Origin of the sequence: Ornithobacterium rhinotracheale DSM 15997 (assembly GCF_000265465.1) — a bacterium.
Lineage (GTDB): Bacteria > Bacteroidota > Bacteroidia > Flavobacteriales > Weeksellaceae > Ornithobacterium > Ornithobacterium rhinotracheale.
Map to the genome: position 1 here is coordinate 537,865 of NC_018016.1, position 17,607 is coordinate 555,471.

Sequence of the window (17,607 nt, forward strand, 5' to 3'; positions counted from 1 at the left end):
TAATCAATAAAATTAAAAGCCTCGTTGAAGTATTTTTTTAATTTAAAGACCCGCTTTTGTTTGGCTCGGCACCTAGCTCAAGCACCAAAGTTCCGCCTTGCATGATTTGCTCATGGGAAATGGAAGTGCCTTGCAATGGCTTGCCGTTAAGCGTTGCTTTCTGGATATAAATGTTCTTATCTGAAAAGTTTTTAGCCTCGATCACAAAAGTTTTGCCTTGCCCCACTTTCATCGTGGTTTTAGCAAACATAGGCGAAGTGATTTCGTATTCGGTAGAGGCTGGATTCATAGGGTATAACCCAATAGCACTCATCACATACCAAGCCGACATTTGTCCGCAATCTTCGTTTCCGCTATAGCCCTCTGGCGTGGTGTTATACTGAGTTTTTAAAATATGATTCACCCAATATTGCGTGCGCCACGGCTGCCCCGCTTTGTTGAACAAATAAGCAATGTGATGGCTTGGCTCGTTTCCGTGTGCGTATTGCCCAATAAGCCCAGAAATATCTACTGAAACATTGTCTCCCGTGATTTCAGAACTTTCGGTAAATAAGTTTTCTAACTTATTAGTAAACGCCTCTTTGCTTGGGAACAAGGCAATAAATCCATTGACATCTTGTGGCACAAACCAGCTGTGCTGCCAAGCGTTTCCTTCGGTGTAGTCGGTGTGCTCTCTGTGGTTGGAATGTTTTGGATCAAAAACTGGATTCCATTGCCCATCGGCAGATTTTCCTCGCATAAATTCCACGCTTGGGTCAAACAATTTTTTGTAAGCCATGGAACGATTCAAGAAATATTTATAATCTTCTTCCTTGCCTAGTTTTTTAGCCATTTGTGCCAAACACCAATCGTCGTAAGCATATTCCAAAGTAATAGTTACCGATTCGTCTAATTTATCATAAGGCACATAGCCGTATTTTTTATACAAATCCAAGCCTCGTGCATCGCTCATCATGGTTGCTTTCATGGCTTGGTAGGCTTCTTCTGCATTAAAGCCTCTTACTCCTTTCAAATAAGCCTCTGCAATCACCGCCACGGAATGGTAGCCTGTCATGGTATTGGTTTCGTTTCCGTACAAAGTCCAAACAGGCAATAGTTTATTCACTTGATAATAGGCTAGCATAGAATTAATCATATCTGCCACCTTGTCTGGATCTGTAATCGTGAGCAACGGGTGTTCTGTTCTGAAGGTATCCCACAACGAGAAAGTAGAATAGGCTGTATAATTGGCTTTTTTCACGATACTATCGTTCTCTAGACGAAAATCGCCATTGGCGTCTGAGAAAGTTACGGGTGCCACCTTGGTATGATACAAGGCGGTGTAGAAAATTGTTTTTAAGTCTTTGTTATCGCTCTCTACATTTATGCTTTCCAAGGCTTCGTTCCAAGCGAGCTTGGCTTTATCTCTAATTTCATCAAACGGAAAGCCCTCTCCTTCGGTTGCCATGTTTTGCAAAGCATTGTCGGTGCTCACCGAAGATAGTGCTACTTTTACCAAAAGTTCTTTGTTTTCATTATTAAAGAATGCTTGCGCAGATGTAATATTCTCGCCTTGCATATGCGTTTTAAACTCAGTGATTGGTTTATTAAAACGAATGGCAAAAAATACTTTTTGATTCTTTGCCCAGCCAGTGCTGAATCTTTCCCCGATCAATGTATTTTCATCTTTTTGGGTTAAACGCATGTGCGTAGGATCGTCCCAATTGATGGCAAAACCTGGATTAAACACCACGCTTTGCTCCGCACCATCAGCATAAGTATAACGATGAAACGCCACTCTCTTTGCCGTGGTGAGCTCTACATTGATTTTAGGGTCTTCTAAAAATACTTGATAATAACCTGGCGTAGCGGTTTCGTTGCTATGCGAATAGCGAGATTTATACGGCAACATATCGCGCAAAGCGGTTGATTTCTCTGGATACTGCTTGTCTTTTCCCACGCTGAGTTGCGCTAAATCTACCGTAATAGAAGCGGGCATTAGTTTTACATCGTTTAAATCCCCAATCCCTGTTCCGCTCAGGGTTAAATGCCCAAAACCGATGATGATACTATCTGAATAATGATAGCCCGAACACCAGTCCCAAGCACTCACGCCATTGATGGGGCTCACCTGCAACATGCCAAACGGCATAGTAGCCCCAGGGTAAGTGTGCCCATGCTCGCCCGTCCCGATGAACGGATCTACATATTGTACTAAATCTAATTTTTCGGCATTTTCCTCTTCGGTCGATGTTGTTTTTTTCTCGCAATGGGTGAAAAACAACAGACCTGCCAACGCTAAAATTGTATGTCTGATTCTCATGTTTTGAATTAAAATTGGGTTTAAAGTTAATAAATAAAAATCTATTTTTAATTATGATTAAAATCAAAAAAGCCCAAAAATCATTTTTTTGAGCTTTGCTTAATCTTTGACATTTATAATGATTAGCATTTAATGCATGGGCAATCTAAAGCTGTTACACATGGTTTTTAACCTAAAATATTAAATCGCTCCACGCTTCGCCAGTATTTGTCTTTATAAATATCAAAGCTGCTGTCTATTTCCTGTTGGTATTTCTGGCAAATGCCATCTACTATTTTGGTCGCCTTGCGAAAATCTTTGCAGGCATAAAAGATGGTTCGCAGATTTGGAATGGTCTCTCTACACACAAATACCATTTCTTTTTTATCTTGAAATACTTGGTTTATTTCCTCCTCAATCTCATCTTCTATTTGATTTAATAAGTTAAAAAGAGCGTCTGTAGAAAGATTTTCGGGAAAGGAAAGTTCTAGCGCGAGCATCCACGGGTAGGAGGACTTGCCTTCCCACTGCAAAACATCTTGGTTCGCCACGGCTACTATACGCCCCTGTTCGGAGTTGCCCTCTAATGCTTGAAAACTATCTTCGGAATCGTCGTAATAAATATCTTTTGTTTTTTCCAAAAATTCAGACTCTCGCCATTTGAGGTAGCTGTCGAGTTTCTGTATCGGGATAAGCTCTCCCTCCACCTCGTTTGGGGCGCAAACATCGGCAAAATCAATGCGGGTAACCATATTCATTTCGCCAAAATAATTGTCCAAGAAAATAAACACGCCTTGCGTAATGTTTCCCTTGTTGTCTTCGTTCATATCTTTGTGGGTAAAGATAACCTCTACCTCATCGGGAAAATCCTCATACACCACTGGGTGAAACTGAATGTTTGCGGGGCTAAATTCGTAGCCGTGCATTTTGATAGCCATCTCGGGGATTTGCTCTTTCATCGCAGGTTTGAGGGCGATAAACCTCCAATGAGGCAAATCCTGCGGTGCGTGGGCTATTAACTCCTCAGCAAAAACAATGGAAGTAACTCGCCCATCGGGAGTAACGATAAGCTCAGCCATACGATTTCCTGCATCGCCTAATAGTGCTTGCAAATCGCCATCTACCAGCTTCAAATGCTCTATAATGGGGTCTAAGACTTCTTTTTCTATCGTTGAATTATCGCCCTCCATAATGATTGCATGGAAACTTTGTTCTTCTGTTTTGAACCAATCCCAAAAGGTTTGGTATCTTTCGCTGTAATCTGTCATAATCAATATGTTTTTTTAATTATTTTTAAAGAAATTTATTTTTTATTGAGGGGAACTTAATAAATCATCTGGGATATTAAATACACCATCAAGGAAATTGTTTACACGATGTTGTGTATTTAATGCACAAGGCGGGAAATCTTTTGCACAACCTTGTGTAGGACTTGCACCAGATAGGAAATGGCTTGCACAAAGCCTACCCAAGATAGGAAACCTTTTACACAAGATAAAAAACTTATTATTCAATCTTGTGATATTCCTGCACAGACAAGAATCTCATTAGTTTTACCATTATTTTGTGTTATAAGAATACAGTTTTATAAATCTAATATGCAAATCATGAAGTCTATTTCTTCCTAAACTTAAATCTCCATTACCTAACAAAATGATAGCCTGCGTAAAGCTATTACATCCCAGCCTTTTAGCTGTAAATAAAATGTTGTTATAGTAGGCATCTCTATGCCCCCTACCTAAGACCATAAAATAACCATAACCCCTTAATTTTTTCTCCACATATTCAAGATAGAAAAGTCCATATTCATCATGCAATCCCTCCTCTTCTCTAAAGGATTTAGTGGGATATAATCTCCTAAAATTAATAATTTTCCTTTCTAATTCGTCAAATTCTTCTTTATTATTCTTCACTTCAAGTTCTTCAAAACCATAAATTTTCAATCCAAACTTCTTAAAATAAAGCGACGTGTCTATTAAGTATTCTTCTAACACTTTGAATTTAACTTCAAGTTCTTCTAATGACGTTGCTTTCTTCTCAACTTTAAATTTAAATTCAAGATCTTTAAAAAATTTCTCCTTATCCATATCCATTTTATTTATTGTATTTTCAAATATTTTCTTAACAAAACCTTAACCACCAACCCATTAACACCCAAGCCGAGAGCTTGAAAATCAATGAGAAACTTTTACTTTTATTTCACAACTAAATGTTAAAACAAAATTAAAAATCCCTTGACTAAAAACATGCTAAAAAAGCATAGCCACCTACTTCACCTCAATGCTTACTTGACCTGTTTTCACGCCTTTGGACTTTACTTGTAGCATTGCCTTACCTGCCTTCTCCTTGGCCTGAATGATTGCTACAAGCTTGCCATTGAAGAAATGCATCTTAGGCAAATGAAACTGGTCTGTACAAGTAGGGTCGCCATTAGCCGCTGCGCGATAGGTTGCTGCACCTGAGGCTTTAAATGTGGCTAATTCGTTATAATCTGGCACTAAGTTTCCGTCTTTGTCCACCACCTCTATCGTTACGAATGCTAAATCCTTGCCATCAGCTTTGATGCTTGGATTTTCCACCGTCATTTTAAAATGGTGGGGAGTGCCTGCGGTATGGATTTCTTTCTCGGCGACAGCTTTTCCGTCTTTGTCATAGGCTACTACTTTGAGCGTTCCTGGCTCGTACTTGGTATCTAGCCACATAAGGCGGTAGCGTTTTTGGCGTTCTAGATTTTTCTTGGCCTCGCCTGTTCCGCTTTTTTCTAGGTCTACTTTTTGTTTAGTGCGTTTTCCTTGGCTTTTTCCATTAATGAATAATTCTGCCGTAGGGTGATTGGTGTATACAAATACTGGGGTGATTTCGCCTTCTCTTCCTTTCCAGTTCCAATGTGGCAAGATGTGCAAGGTTTCCTTGTCTTTATTCCAGTGGCTTCGGTATAGGTAAAATCTATCTTTTGGAATCCCCGCCAAGTCAATGGCTCCAAAGTACGAGCTATGCGACGGCCATTCTGAATAATACGGCGTAGGCTCTCCTAGGTAATCGAAGCCTGTCCAGATGAATTCACCAATGGTGTACGGCAAATCTTCTTGCACAATCCAGTCGTCTTCTGGCAAGTTTGACCATGAACAATGCGACAAATCGTATGATGAAATTTGCTGATCTTTATACTTAGGCATTGATTGTCTTTCCACAGGGAATTTATACACGCCACGCGAACTGATGGTGGAGGCCGTTTCGCTACCGAGTATTATTTGCTGTGGTAAGGTTTTATACTCCTCCTGATATTTATGTGGGCGGTAGTTAAATCCTGCGATGTCAAGCGTGGCAGCCATATTGTTTTTCAGCACATGGTCTGGCCTGTCCATTCCATTGGAAACGGGGCGGGTTTTGTCTAAATTATGGATGATATCTTGCAATTGTCTAGCAACTTTAGCCCCTTGCGGATTGCTCTGCTCCTCCACTTCGTTTCCAATGAACCACATAATCACACTTGGGTCGTTGCGGTAGTGTTTTACCACATTTTCTAAATCCTTTTTAGCCCAGTCTTTAAATTCTAAATGATAGCCATTCTCTACTTTCGGAATGCCCCACTCGTCAAAAGTTTCCACGGCGAGCATCATCCCCATCTCGTTGGCAAGTTTCACATACTCTGGCGCGGGCATATTGTGCGAGGTTCTGATGGCATTTACGCCCATATCTTTGAGCATACGGATTTGGCGGCGAATGGCTGCCTCATTCACTGCGCCCCCTAGTGGACCTAAATCGTGGTGCATACAAGCGCCTTGAATCATAATTTTTCTACCATTTAGATAAAATCCATCGTTTGGCTTCACCTCAATGCTACGAATCCCGAAGGTAGTGGTGTACTCATCTTCCAGCGTTTGGTTATGATATAGCTTGGTGATGGCTTTGTATAGATTAGGATTCTCGGTATCCCACAAAGCGGGGTGCTCCACATAGATATCCTGCTCTATGACATTCCCCACGGAATATTTATCCAACTCCTTTTTCTCCACCTTCACCGCTTGCCCTTGCGGGTCTATAATTTCGGTTTGCACCCAGAAAGTTCCAGTCTTTTGCCCTCCTTTATCCACCTGAGTTTTCACCTTAATTTGGGCAAAATCTTTCTCAATGACAGGCGTAGTAATTTGCACGCCCCAAATGGGGATATGGGTTTTATTCGTAGTGATTAAATGCACATTTCGGTATAAGCCCGCCCCAGGGTACCAGCGCGATTGCTGAGTTTTGTTTTCAAGGCGCACAGCGAGGGCATTGTTCCCTTTACGCACATACGGGGTTACATCAAAGTAGAAGGTGTTGTACCCATAGGGCCAAATACCCACCTTTTGCCCATTGACAAAGACTTGCGCGTGGCTCATTGCTCCATCAAATTGGAGATACACTTTTTGATTTTCATTAAATTCTGGCAAATCAAAAGCCCTGCGATACCAGCCCACCCCTACAAATGGGAGGCCACCCGTTCTGCCCGCGTGCGCTATGGGCGCCTTTTGCCCATCTTGCTTGATGGCGGTGCGCTGAATATCGTTTTCGATATCAAACGGACCATAAATTGCCCAATCATGCGGAATACGCACCTTTTGCCATTTACTATCGTTTAATTTTTCGTTTGAGAAAGAAGCATCATCTTGTCGGGTAAAACGCCAATCTTTCTCAAGCAAAGTATTGCTTCGATTTTGCGCAGAAAGATTCGCTACCCATAAAAGGCTTGCCAGCCAAAGTCCTATTTTTTTCATTTATCAAGTTTTTTTCAGCCCTCTAAAAAACGAATTTTTACTGAATTTTTCAACTTTTGAGTGTATGAGTTTTGTCGTGTTTAAAGTTTAAACCAAAAGAAAAAAGGCTGAAAAAATGATTTTTCAGCCTTTTTAGTTTTTACTTTTCTTCTTCAAAATAGATTTTGTAATATTTACCTTTACTATCCTCCTCGCGCGAAATTTTCTTTCGGTCGCCATGGACATAAATATGAAAATCTTTATCTAATTTAATCACACTTTTAAACAAGCGGTTTTGTTTTTTCACCGCCGTTTTATCCAGCGAGAAATTATCCTTTAAATCCACCTCAAAATCGTTGTTACATTGTTGCACATAACCTTCAAAACTCTCGATCAGCTCATCGCTACCAAAGACTTGATTGCAGAATTTATCGTGTTCAAACTTTTCTTGCTGTTTAAAGAAATCAATCGAGCGATTCAACAAATCGGCTTGATCCACGCGCGTTACATCAAACTCCTCGGGCATTTGTTGAGTTACAAAATTTCGGCAAGTTGTCATCACATAATCCGTGTTAAAATAATTATTCTCCACTTGCGAAAGTTGCAAAAATCCATCCACCCAAAAATGTGCTTCTTCGCCACCCGTCGCTTTATCTATAATATAAACACGATAGCCATCTTCTTTATCAGTATTATAAATGATACAACCTTTATCTATTTTCTTGGTTGAAATCCCCTCGTGCAATTCAATGGTATAGCCCTCATTTTTAGGATACACTTTCAGAAATTGCTCGTGCGTTTCGGTTTTAAAGAGCCCCACGGCTTGCACGATTTCATTTCGGTACTCGATAGAGCTAAAATATACGAGATAAAACTCTCCTGGCTTAATCCTCGGGTGCTCTGAATATTCAAAAAGACGCTGCGCCAATTTTTCCGAAGCCTCGTGCGCATATTCAGAATCTTCAAATACCTTAGCCACCTCTGCAAAAACCTCATTATCTCCCTCTGAATTATCAAAATGAAAAAGCTCCTCACTTTTAAAATATTTGGTAAAATAAGATTCCAGCATAGGCATATCTTCGCCATCTACCAATACAGGAAAATCCGAAATAATTAATGTATCATCTAGGGTTTTGTTACCCACTTTATGCACCGAAATACTTTCAATCATGGTTCTATCTCTAATTAAAATTGCAAAGCTAAGTAATAATTTTCAGCCATTCAAAAAAGCTTAAAAATGCATTTTTTTATATTCCACTAAAAGCATAGAATCAACAATTTACTTTGAAGCTAAAAACCGAATTTGAGCTGTTTATTTAATTACAAATAATTGAAAAAAATAAATAGAATGATTCTAAATATGAGAAAGAAAGCGAATTTTAGACAGTTTTAAGCACTTAAAACTTTTAAATTTAATCATAAATTTTAAATTTGTAAAAATACAAAAAACACAACAATTATGGCATTTGATATTGATATGATTAAAGGCGTGTACGCCAGAGCCAAACAACGAATCGACAAAGCGAGAGAAGTTGTGGGCCGCCCGCTTACACATGCCGAAAAAATTCTTTATTCACATTTATCTCAAGGCGAAGCTACTGAAGCTTACGAGCGAGGAAAGTCTTATGTAGACTTTGCTCCCGATAGAATTGCGTGCCAAGATGCGACTGCACAAATGGCACTTTTGCAATTTATGCAAGCAGGGAAAAGCAAAGTTGCTGTGCCCACCACCGTGCACTGCGACCACCTAATTCAGGCAAAGGAAGGCGCTTCCAAAGACCTCCAACACGCACTAAGCCAATCGCACGAAGTTTTTAGATTTTTGGAATCCGTTTCAAACAAATACGGAATCGGGTTTTGGAAACCAGGTGCAGGAATTATCCACCAAGTAGTGCTTGAAAATTACGCTTTCCCAGGCGGAATGATGATTGGTACCGACTCACACACACCAAACGCTGGCGGACTAGGCATGGTGGCTATCGGTGTAGGTGGTGCCGATGCGGTAGATGTAATGGCAGGCATGCCTTGGGAGCTTAAATTTCCTAAATTAATCGGTGTTCACTTAAAAGGAAAACTTAATGGGTGGACTGCCCCGAAAGATATTATTTTAAAAGTAGCAGATATCCTTACTGTAAAAGGTGGAACGGGTGCTATCGTTGAGTATTTTGGCGAAGGAGCTAAATCTATTTCTTGTACAGGAAAAGGAACCATCTGTAACATGGGTGCAGAAATCGGGGCTACTTGCTCTACTTTCGGTTATGATGAGTCTATGGAGCGTTACTTGAGAGCGACAGATCGCGCCGATGTGGCTGATGCTGCCAACGAAATCAAAGATTACTTAACAGCCGACCCAGAAGTTTACCAAAACCCTGAAAAATATTTCGATGAAATTATTGAAATTGATTTAACTGAATTAAAACCTCATTTAAACGGACCGTTTACGCCAGATTTAGGAACACAAGCAGGAAAAGACATGACCCAAAAAGCCACCGAAAATGGCTGGCCACTAGAAGTAGAATGGGGATTGATTGGTTCTTGTACCAACTCTTCTTACGAAGACCTTACCCGTGCAGCTTCTATTGCTAAACAAGCACTCGAAGCAGGCGTAAAACCTAAAGCGGATTTCGGTATCAACCCAGGTTCTGAGCAAATTAGATACACTGCAGAACGCGATGGCTTATTAAAAACTTTTGAGGATTTAGGCGCAACTATCTTTACCAATGCTTGTGGACCATGTATTGGACAATGGGCACGATACAGCGATCCTAAAAACGCCCCTAAGAACTCAATTGTTCACTCGTTCAACAGAAACTTCTCTAAGCGTGCCGATGGAAACCCAAATACACACGCTTTCGTAGCTTCTCCAGAAATGGTAGCGGCTATTGCAATTTCTGGTCGTTTGGATTTTGACCCAACTACCGATACGCTTATCAACGAAAATGGCGAAGCGGTAAAATTAAATCCACCAACAGGAGACGAATTACCTACCAAAGGTTTTGCAGTAGAAGATGCAGGCTACCAAGCACCCGTAGAAGATGGTAGCGATGTAGAAGTGGTAGTGGATCCAAATTCTGAAAGATTACAACTTTTAACGCCATTTAAACCAATCGGCAAAAACATCACTGGAGCTAAACTTTTAATTAAAGCCTTCGGAAAATGTACTACCGACCACATCTCTATGGCGGGTCCATGGTTGAGATTCCGTGGACACCTTGACAATATTTCAAACAACTGCTTAATCGGTGCGGTAAACGCATTTAATAAAGAGACTAACTTTGTTAAAAACCAATTGACAGGCGAATACGGTCCCGTGCCAGATGTTCAGAGAGCGTATAAAGCAGCAGGCGTTCCGACTGTGGTAGTAGGCGACCAAAACTATGGCGAAGGTTCTTCTAGAGAGCACGCCGCCATGGAGCCAAGACACTTGGGCGTAGTTGCAGTAATCGTGAAATCTTTTGCAAGAATCCACGAAACCAACCTTAAAAAACAAGGTGCTCTTGCCTTGACATTCAACAATGAAGCAGATTATGATTTAATCTTAGAAGATGACACTTTCAACTTTATAGATTTAGACGAATTTGCACCAGACAAGCAATTGCATGTTGAGGTGGTACACAAAGATGGCTCTAAAGACATCATCACGCTGAACCATACCTACAACCAAAGCCAAATTGAATGGTTTAATGCAGGTTCTGCACTTAACTTAATCAAAGCACAAAACGCTTAATTTTATAATTAAACTTTGTTTTTAATCCAGAAAGTAGCCCGCCTATTTTCTGGATTTTTTTTATGCTTAAAAAAACATGATTAAAGAACCCTCCAACTCTTAAAAATGGTTAAACTCAGCAATTTTCTATCAAATTAAAAAGAAAAATGATTTTTTGAACATTTAATTTCATACATTTGCGAGCATGAAGAGTTTGGAAAATGTGTTTTTAGAGACGAATTTAGTGGATTTTGCCCACATGATTCAGAGCGACGAAGACTGCAAGCAATTCCTAGTAGAATACAAATGGAAAGAAGGTTTTGAGTGCCACAAATGCCACCACACGGCATTCCAAGAGCGCAAAGACCACTCCAGAACCTGCAACAAGTGCAGCTACACGGAATCGCCTACGGCTCACACGATTTTTCACAAAGTAAAATTCGGGCTAACGAAGTCTTTTTTTATTGCTTTTGAATACTTTAAATACAAAAATGTAGACACCACGAGTATCAGCAAAATTTACGACATTCGAAAGTCTACCGCCGCCCATTTCGTAAAAAAACTCGAAAAAGTACATTGCCTAAACCCAAATTGCACTTGCCATTAAATCATGAAAAATAAATTACATTTAACTACATACCTTTTGTTGATTTTTAGTTTTCTTTCAGCACAAAAACTGGAAGTGAAAATTTATGACCAAATCAATTTTCAGCAGATTTTTGATGCAAAACTCATCATCAACAATCAAATCATCACACCCGACCACGGCGTGTACAGCTACTCGCCCGCTCAAAAACTTTCGGTGAAGATCGAAAAAAACGGCTACGAAACTTACGAAGATACTTTTAGCCAAAAACTTCCCGAAAAATTATACATCATGCCTTTAGCCCAAAAACTAGAAAGCGTGATAGCACAGGGGAGAAACCAAAATTTAGAAATCACACAAGCTAGCTCTGATATTCACGAAGATAAAATCTTAAAAAACTCGGGAAAAGATTTAGGCAAAATCCTAGAAAATGTAGCGGGTGTGAGCATGCTCCAAACGGGGGGAACGATCTCTAAACCCATCATCAACGGGCTGCAAGGAACCCGCGTGGTGATTATGAACAACGGCTCTCGCCTAGAAAGCCAACAATGGGGAGCAGACCACGCACCTGAAATCGATCCTGGAATGGCGAAAAAAATCACCATTATTAAAGGAGCTGATGCTGTGAAATATGGTGCCGATGCCTTGGGCGGAATCATTCTGCTTTCGGCGGGAGACTTGCCTTATCATGGAGGTTTTTCAGGGAATTTGACTTCTGGCTACGAAAGCAATGGGAGAAAATATAGCGTTTCGGGAAAAGCAGAAGGAAGCCTAAAATCTTATCCGCATTTTGCATGGCGTGTACAAGGTGCTGCTAAAAATTCGGGAGACTTAAAAACTGCTGATTACTATTTAAACAATACAGGTTCAAGAGAATACGATTTTTCAACAACTTTAGGTTTAGATTACAACACCTACGGAGTGGAAGCGTTTTATAGTAAATTTAATACAGATTTGGGCATTTTCTACGCAGCGCACGCAGGGAATTTAGACGATTTTTATGGGGCTTATTCATTAGGCAAACCTGCTATAACTTATGATTTCAATCGCGAAATCGAGGCTCCCAAACAAGCCGTTTCGCATGATTTAGCCAAAATTAAAACTTACTTTAAATCAGAAAAATTGGGACAATTTGATTTGCAATATGCTTTTCAGTTTAATCATAGACAAGAATATAGCCGTCGCCGTGGAACACGCACCAGAATCCCTGCCGTGGATATGGAACTTAAAACGCACGCCATAGATTTCGGCTGGCATAAGGAATATGCCAATTACTGGAAATCTGCATTGGGCGCAAATTACATTTATCAAGAAAATTACAACAATCCAAGCACGCAAGCCGTGCCATTGATTCCTAATTTCGCGTCTGAAATATTTGGGATTTATGCAATTCAAAAATACGCTCAACGCAAATGGAGTGCGGAAATGGGAGCAAGATACGATTACAAAGACATGGACTCCAAAGGCTATGATTTGTATGGAAACTTCTATGGCGGACGCCGAAATTTTGGAAATTTCACTTATAGTTTTGGCTTAGCTTATCAGCCTACGCACTCATTCTACATTAAGTCTAATGTAGGCATGGCGTGGCGCGCCCCACAAGTGAATGAGCTATACAGCAACGGGCTACATCATGGTGCAGGAAACTTTGAGGTGGGGGATAAAAACTTAAACTCTGAGCGTGGACTGAAATGGGTGAATTCCGTGCATTTTCATACTAAAAAATTCAGTATTGAAACTGATTTTTATTGGCAAAATATTAAAAATTATATTTTTAATGTGCCTACGCAAGAAACCAAAACGCTTTTTTCTGGGATTTACCCTATTTATAAATACCAACAAACTGATGCGGTGTTTACGGGAATTGATGCTGACTTTTCTTACAAAATCATTCCGCAACTGAATTATCGCGCAACGGCTGCATTTATTTGGGCTAAAAATAAAACTACCGATACTTATTTGCCCAACATTCCGCCTACCAACATAAGCCAAGAGCTAGTGTGGCACAAGGATTTTGACAAAACATTAAAATCTTTATCATTTGGCATTCAGCATAGATTTACAGCAAAACAAAACCGCTATACTGCGGCAAACGAAATGCCTTTTGATGCATATTATGTGAATAAATTAGTTGAAATCACTCCGCCTGCTTATCATTTATTCCAAGCTTCGGCAAATGCAGATTTCAAAATTAGAGATAACAATTTTCAGGTTTATTTAGTCGCAGATAATTTGTTCAACAAATTGTATAAGGACTACAACAACCGCTTTAGATTTTTTGCCCACGACATGGGCAGAAATATTCAAGCAAGAATCGTTTATAAATTTTAAAAAAATAATTAATAACCAATCTAAAACAAAAAAGATTATGAAAAAAATCAAAAATGCTTTATTAGCAATTTTCGCAGCTACTGCACTATTTAGCTGTGTGAACGACGACAGTGCACCAACTCCAACTGATGTGACTAAAGACAAAGGGCATGATGAGTGGAGCAAAGTTGAAATCACCTTTAAAGAAGGGCACCTTCACGGGGCTAGTTTCCATGGCGACCCAGACTATCCCGAAACCATTAAATTCTTCAGAAGAGAGCAAAAAATATCATTTACACAAGATGATAAAGGCAATGTAGTACCAAGCACAGACAAACCAATTTTATTCTTGGCAGGAAACTCTTACGCCGTTCTTATCAATTATTACAACAAGTCGGGAGAGTTGATGAATTCAGAATTTGTTAAAGATGGTATGGATAAAATCCACCAACACTTCTTTTATGCTAAAGACATTAAACCTACTCACGGGAACAAAGAAATCAACGAAGATGAATTAATGACCTACACTTATAGAGATTCTGAATCATCTATTAACGAAGGAAGACCTGAGTTGAAAAAGAGAACATGGGACAGCAACAACCCAAATGCCAACGACCCAATTGGGCTAAAAGGATATTTTACAGTGCCTAAAGATCACCCTTATTATACTTTTGATTTAAAAATCTTATTAGCTCACTTTAAGGTTGAAAACAAACTGAATAAAAACAACAAAAACGAGCCATATGCTTACAATGACAAACCAGCTCCTGGCATCTACGATAGCGATTTATATGTTTCTATCCCTGTTGATATTTATTCAAGCATTAATTTCCAAGAAACGGAAGAATTAAAAGAAAATGTATTTTTCCCAGACGCCGCAAAAGCTTATGGCGTATCGGTAGAAGACATCAAAAAAGATTATGACTTAATTTTCGAATTAGATCCTGAAGGTGGAAACTTTTGGTTATAAAATTTAATCCAAAACATACTTATCAAAAAACCCGCATTCTGCGGGTTTTTTATTTATTCCACACTTTCCAAAATTAAATCTAAGTCCTTTTCTGTGGTATCTGGATTAATGAAACAAAAACGCGCCACGGTTTCAGAAGTTCCATCTTTTGTCCATTGCGTAGGCGTTACAAATGCAAAATCTTTCTGAATATTGGCATAAGTCCATCCCTTATAATCCTGCGTTTGCCAACCTTTTCTACGGAAAAGCACACAGCTTAAACCAGGTTCTCTCACAAGCTCCACATGAGGCAATTCATTGATTTTTTGTGCGGCAATTTGCGCTAATTCCAAGCCACGCTCAATCGACCTTTTGTACATATCGGTTCCGTGCATGGCAAGCGAGAACCACAAAGGAAGCCCCCTTGCTCTACGCGTGAGCGAAGTTTGATAATCTGTTGGGTTAAAGCCTTTAGCCCCAGGATCATCAAAAATTTCCAAATACGAACCATGCTGAGCGTGTGCGGCTTTTGCCAATTCAGGATTTTTGTAAATAATTGCCCCACAATCATACGGAGCAAAAAGCCATTTATGCGGATCGATGGTTACGCTATCGGCTCGCTCAATGCCTTTAAATAAATGCTTAGCCGAATCCGAAGCTAAGGCTCCGCCACCATACGCGGCATCCACATGCATCCAAAGTCCCTCTTTCTCGCACACCGCCGCTACTTCTTCCAAATTATCTACAATTCCTGCATTGGTAGTTCCGCCCGTGGCTACAACGGCAAAAAGCCTTTGTCGTTCTTCTGCCGACAACTCATCGATTGCTTTTTGGAGTGCAGCTCCTTCCATTCTTTCTTCGCTTTCTATGATTTTTACCTCGGCATCGGTCACTTTTGCCATGGCTTTCACCGATGAATGCGCCCCCGCCGAGGTTAAAATTAAACCTTGTAATTTCTTATTTTCAGGGTTTTTTGCACGCCAATTCTCTCTCGCCGTTACAATCGCGGAGAGGTTTGCCGCCGTTCCGCCAGAGGTAAACACGCCAAAAGCTCCTTTAGGCATACCCGTAAGCGATACCAGCCATTCCATAGCTTGATTTTCGGCAAAGATGGCTCCCGCCCCCTCAAGCCAATACGCCCCATGAATACATGATGCTGAAACGATTAAATCAAACATAATTGAAGCTCTTGATGGCGACGCCGCCACAAAGGCTAAATGCCTTGGGTGATCGACACTTGCGCAGGCGGGTGCCAAGTATTTTTTCCATTTGTCTAAAGCAACCTCTCCTCCTATTCCATCTTTAGTGATGGTCTCGCCCACTAGTTCTTTTAATTTCTCCTCGGATTTAAACTGCCCCAAATGTGGCTCCGTGTCTGTGATGCGCGCAATGGCGTATTTCATCACATCGAGTGTCATCTCAATCAAATCGATGTCGATGTCGTGAATGCTATTTTTTTTCATTTGTTTTCATTTATATTTTTAAAATCCCAACGGATTTCATTAAAGTTTACAATTTCATCGTTTTTTACTTGAATGCCTTCAGCTTCAAGTCTTTTTTGCATTAAATCTGGGTGTGCAAAATGAGCCTTGCCCGTTAATCTTCCGTTTCTATTAACTACGCGGTGGGCGGGAATTTCCTCACTCAGTCCGTGGCTAGCGTTCATAGCCCAGCCCACAACCCGAGCCGACTGTGGCGAACCGATTTGCTTGGCTATATCGCCGTATGTCGCAACACGCCCGCAAGGAATTTGCTTGACTAATTCATAAACTTTTTCAAAAAAATCTTTTTTATCTTCCATCAAGGGTACAACAAGTATTTAGCTCTAGTCTTTTTAAATTTCTATAATCCTTTTTGCCAAGTTTTCTTGATATTGGCTTCGTCCCAGCCCGCAATGATTTGTTTCCTAAGCGATGGTGTCCCCGCTAATTTATCAATCCAATAAGAACCTCCCATTGTGGTGAAAAATGGATTTTTGGTATTTTTCTTATATGCGTCTAAAAGGAATTTTAAGCTAATTTCATTCAACTTTTGATGATGGCTTAAATCCTCGCCATAGCAAGTTTTTCCATTAAATTTTGGATTTTTGGCTCCCTCATTGGGCTTGGGCACAAATTTAAAAGTCTCTCCTTTTAAATAAGGCGAGCCATATATTTGAAACTGCTTATCGGTGCCGCGCCCTGCACTCACATTGGCTCCTTCAAAAAAACAAAGACTTGGATACAAATTCACGGATTGAGCATTTGGCAAATTAGGCGAAGGTTTCACGGGCAAATCATAAGGCGTGTCGTGCGTATAGTTCTGCAACGGAACCACCATTAAATCCGCTTGGATTCCGTTTTTAAGCCATTTTTCTCCATTAATCATTTGGGCATATTCCCCAATCGTCATTCCATACACAATTGGCACCTCGTGCATGCCGACAAAGCTACGCAATGCTGGCTCTAGCATAGATCCGTCGATATAGTGCGCATTGGGGTTTGGTCTATCGAGCACGATGACTGGAATTCCTTTTTCTGCAGCGGCTTCCATCACATAATGCAAGGTGGAAATATAGGTATAAAAACGAACGCCCACATCTTGCAAATCAAATAAAATCACCTCTAAATCTTGTAACTGACTAGGTTTTGGTTTACGGTTATCGCCATACAATGAAATAATGGGCAAACCCGTTTTTTCATCTATTCCACTTTTCACTTTCTCACCGGCATCGGCTTTACCACGAAATCCGTGTTCGGGCGAAAATATCTTTTTTACATTAATTTTTTGGGCTAAAAGAAAATCTACCAAATGCTCGTCGCCATAATTGGGCAAAATCCCCGTTTGATTAGTCACCACCCCAACTTTCTTATTGACTAACAATGGCAAATACGCTTTGGTGTTTTCTGCGCCCACTCTAATTTGGGGCTTTTCAAAACATTTTGTTACTAAATGAGTATCCACCGATGGTTTTTCTTGCGCTTTGCAAAAAATTAGTAGTAAAAATAAACTGAAAAATGTATATTTGAACCGCATAATTTAAATTTTCGATTTCCCAAAGAT

At 40.1% G+C, this 17,607-nt stretch carries 12 protein-coding genes; 4 read left to right on the forward strand and 8 right to left on the reverse strand.

All coding sequences use genetic code 11. The features are described from left to right. Window positions 1-37 precede the first annotated feature (37 nt). The 5 genes from ORNRH_RS02545 to ORNRH_RS02565 form a co-directional block, all read right to left on the reverse strand. The gene (locus ORNRH_RS02545) at window positions 38-2,302 is read right to left on the reverse strand and encodes a GH92 family glycosyl hydrolase (protein ID WP_014790348.1); all 2,265 of its coding nucleotides are present in this window, start codon (window positions 2,300-2,302) and stop codon (window positions 38-40) included. A gap of 167 nt (window positions 2,303-2,469) precedes the next feature. Then, on the reverse strand, window positions 2,470-3,549 hold the full coding sequence (locus ORNRH_RS02550; RefSeq protein WP_014790349.1) for a DUF695 domain-containing protein: 1,080 nt from the start codon (window positions 3,547-3,549) through the stop codon (window positions 2,470-2,472). Between the two features lie 291 nt (window positions 3,550-3,840). Continuing rightward, window positions 3,841-4,368 (reverse strand): hypothetical protein, encoded by a 528-nt coding sequence (locus ORNRH_RS02555; RefSeq protein WP_155814490.1) that lies wholly within the window; start codon window positions 4,366-4,368, stop codon window positions 3,841-3,843. A 180-nt stretch (window positions 4,369-4,548) separates the two neighbouring features. Next, a complete protein-coding gene (locus ORNRH_RS02560) occupies window positions 4,549-7,035 on the reverse strand; it encodes a DUF4982 domain-containing protein (RefSeq protein WP_014790351.1) in 2,487 nt (828 codons plus the stop codon). A 139-nt stretch (window positions 7,036-7,174) separates the two neighbouring features. Then, window positions 7,175-8,185 (reverse strand): nucleoid-associated protein, encoded by a 1,011-nt coding sequence (locus ORNRH_RS02565; RefSeq protein WP_014790352.1) that lies wholly within the window; start codon window positions 8,183-8,185, stop codon window positions 7,175-7,177. A gap of 288 nt (window positions 8,186-8,473) precedes the next feature. On the opposite strand from ORNRH_RS02565, the gene ORNRH_RS02570 reads away from it, so the two are divergent. From ORNRH_RS02570 to ORNRH_RS02585, 4 genes are all read left to right on the forward strand, one after another. After that, on the forward strand, window positions 8,474-10,741 hold the full coding sequence (locus tag ORNRH_RS02570; protein ID WP_014790353.1) for an aconitate hydratase: 2,268 nt from the start codon (window positions 8,474-8,476) through the stop codon (window positions 10,739-10,741). Between the two features lie 184 nt (window positions 10,742-10,925). Next, window positions 10,926-11,327: a hypothetical protein gene (locus tag ORNRH_RS02575; protein ID WP_014790354.1), complete on the forward strand. Its 402-nt coding sequence runs from the start codon at window positions 10,926-10,928 to the stop codon at window positions 11,325-11,327. A 3-nt stretch (window positions 11,328-11,330) separates the two neighbouring features. Further along, a complete protein-coding gene (locus ORNRH_RS02580; RefSeq protein WP_014790355.1) occupies window positions 11,331-13,637 on the forward strand; it encodes a TonB-dependent receptor in 2,307 nt (768 codons plus the stop codon). 37 nt (window positions 13,638-13,674) lie between these two features. Then, a complete protein-coding gene (locus ORNRH_RS02585; protein ID WP_014790356.1) occupies window positions 13,675-14,586 on the forward strand; it encodes a hypothetical protein in 912 nt (303 codons plus the stop codon). A 53-nt stretch (window positions 14,587-14,639) separates the two neighbouring features. On the opposite strand, the gene ORNRH_RS02590 is transcribed toward ORNRH_RS02585, so the two are convergent. The 3 genes from ORNRH_RS02590 to ORNRH_RS02600 are packed head-to-tail and all read right to left on the reverse strand — an operon-like array spanning window position 14,640 to window position 17,580. Then, the gene (locus ORNRH_RS02590; RefSeq protein WP_014790357.1) at window positions 14,640-16,028 is read right to left on the reverse strand and encodes a pyridoxal phosphate-dependent decarboxylase family protein; all 1,389 of its coding nucleotides are present in this window, start codon (window positions 16,026-16,028) and stop codon (window positions 14,640-14,642) included. Beyond that, window positions 16,025-16,366, reverse strand: a complete 342-nt coding sequence (locus ORNRH_RS02595) for an MGMT family protein (RefSeq protein WP_014790358.1) — start codon at window positions 16,364-16,366, stop codon at window positions 16,025-16,027. Before ORNRH_RS02595 ends, ORNRH_RS02590 begins: the two co-directional genes overlap by 4 nt. A gap of 41 nt (window positions 16,367-16,407) precedes the next feature. After that, window positions 16,408-17,580: an exo-beta-N-acetylmuramidase NamZ family protein gene (locus ORNRH_RS02600; RefSeq protein WP_014790359.1), complete on the reverse strand. Its 1,173-nt coding sequence runs from the start codon at window positions 17,578-17,580 to the stop codon at window positions 16,408-16,410. Window positions 17,581-17,607: the final 27 nt, after the last annotated feature.

What these genes read in the sequence shown, in the direction of transcription:
- ORNRH_RS02545 (WP_014790348.1), bottom strand. Translation starts at nt 2,302, where the DNA reads ATGAGAATCAGACATACAATTTTAGCGTTGGCAGGTCTGTTGTTTTTC.
- ORNRH_RS02550 (WP_014790349.1), bottom strand. Translation starts at nt 3,549, where the DNA reads ATGACAGATTACAGCGAAAGATACCAAACCTTTTGGGATTGGTTCAAA.
- ORNRH_RS02555 (WP_155814490.1), bottom strand. Translation starts at nt 4,368, where the DNA reads ATGGATAAGGAGAAATTTTTTAAAGATCTTGAATTTAAATTTAAAGTT.
- ORNRH_RS02560 (WP_014790351.1), bottom strand. Translation starts at nt 7,035, where the DNA reads ATGAAAAAAATAGGACTTTGGCTGGCAAGCCTTTTATGGGTAGCGAAT.
- ORNRH_RS02565 (WP_014790352.1), bottom strand. Translation starts at nt 8,185, where the DNA reads ATGATTGAAAGTATTTCGGTGCATAAAGTGGGTAACAAAACCCTAGAT.
- ORNRH_RS02570 (WP_014790353.1), top strand. Translation starts at nt 8,474, where the DNA reads ATGGCATTTGATATTGATATGATTAAAGGCGTGTACGCCAGAGCCAAA.
- ORNRH_RS02575 (WP_014790354.1), top strand. Translation starts at nt 10,926, where the DNA reads ATGAAGAGTTTGGAAAATGTGTTTTTAGAGACGAATTTAGTGGATTTT.
- ORNRH_RS02580 (WP_014790355.1), top strand. Translation starts at nt 11,331, where the DNA reads ATGAAAAATAAATTACATTTAACTACATACCTTTTGTTGATTTTTAGT.
- ORNRH_RS02585 (WP_014790356.1), top strand. Translation starts at nt 13,675, where the DNA reads ATGAAAAAAATCAAAAATGCTTTATTAGCAATTTTCGCAGCTACTGCA.
- ORNRH_RS02590 (WP_014790357.1), bottom strand. Translation starts at nt 16,028, where the DNA reads ATGAAAAAAAATAGCATTCACGACATCGACATCGATTTGATTGAGATG.
- ORNRH_RS02595 (WP_014790358.1), bottom strand. Translation starts at nt 16,366, where the DNA reads ATGGAAGATAAAAAAGATTTTTTTGAAAAAGTTTATGAATTAGTCAAG.
- ORNRH_RS02600 (WP_014790359.1), bottom strand. Translation starts at nt 17,580, where the DNA reads ATGCGGTTCAAATATACATTTTTCAGTTTATTTTTACTACTAATTTTT.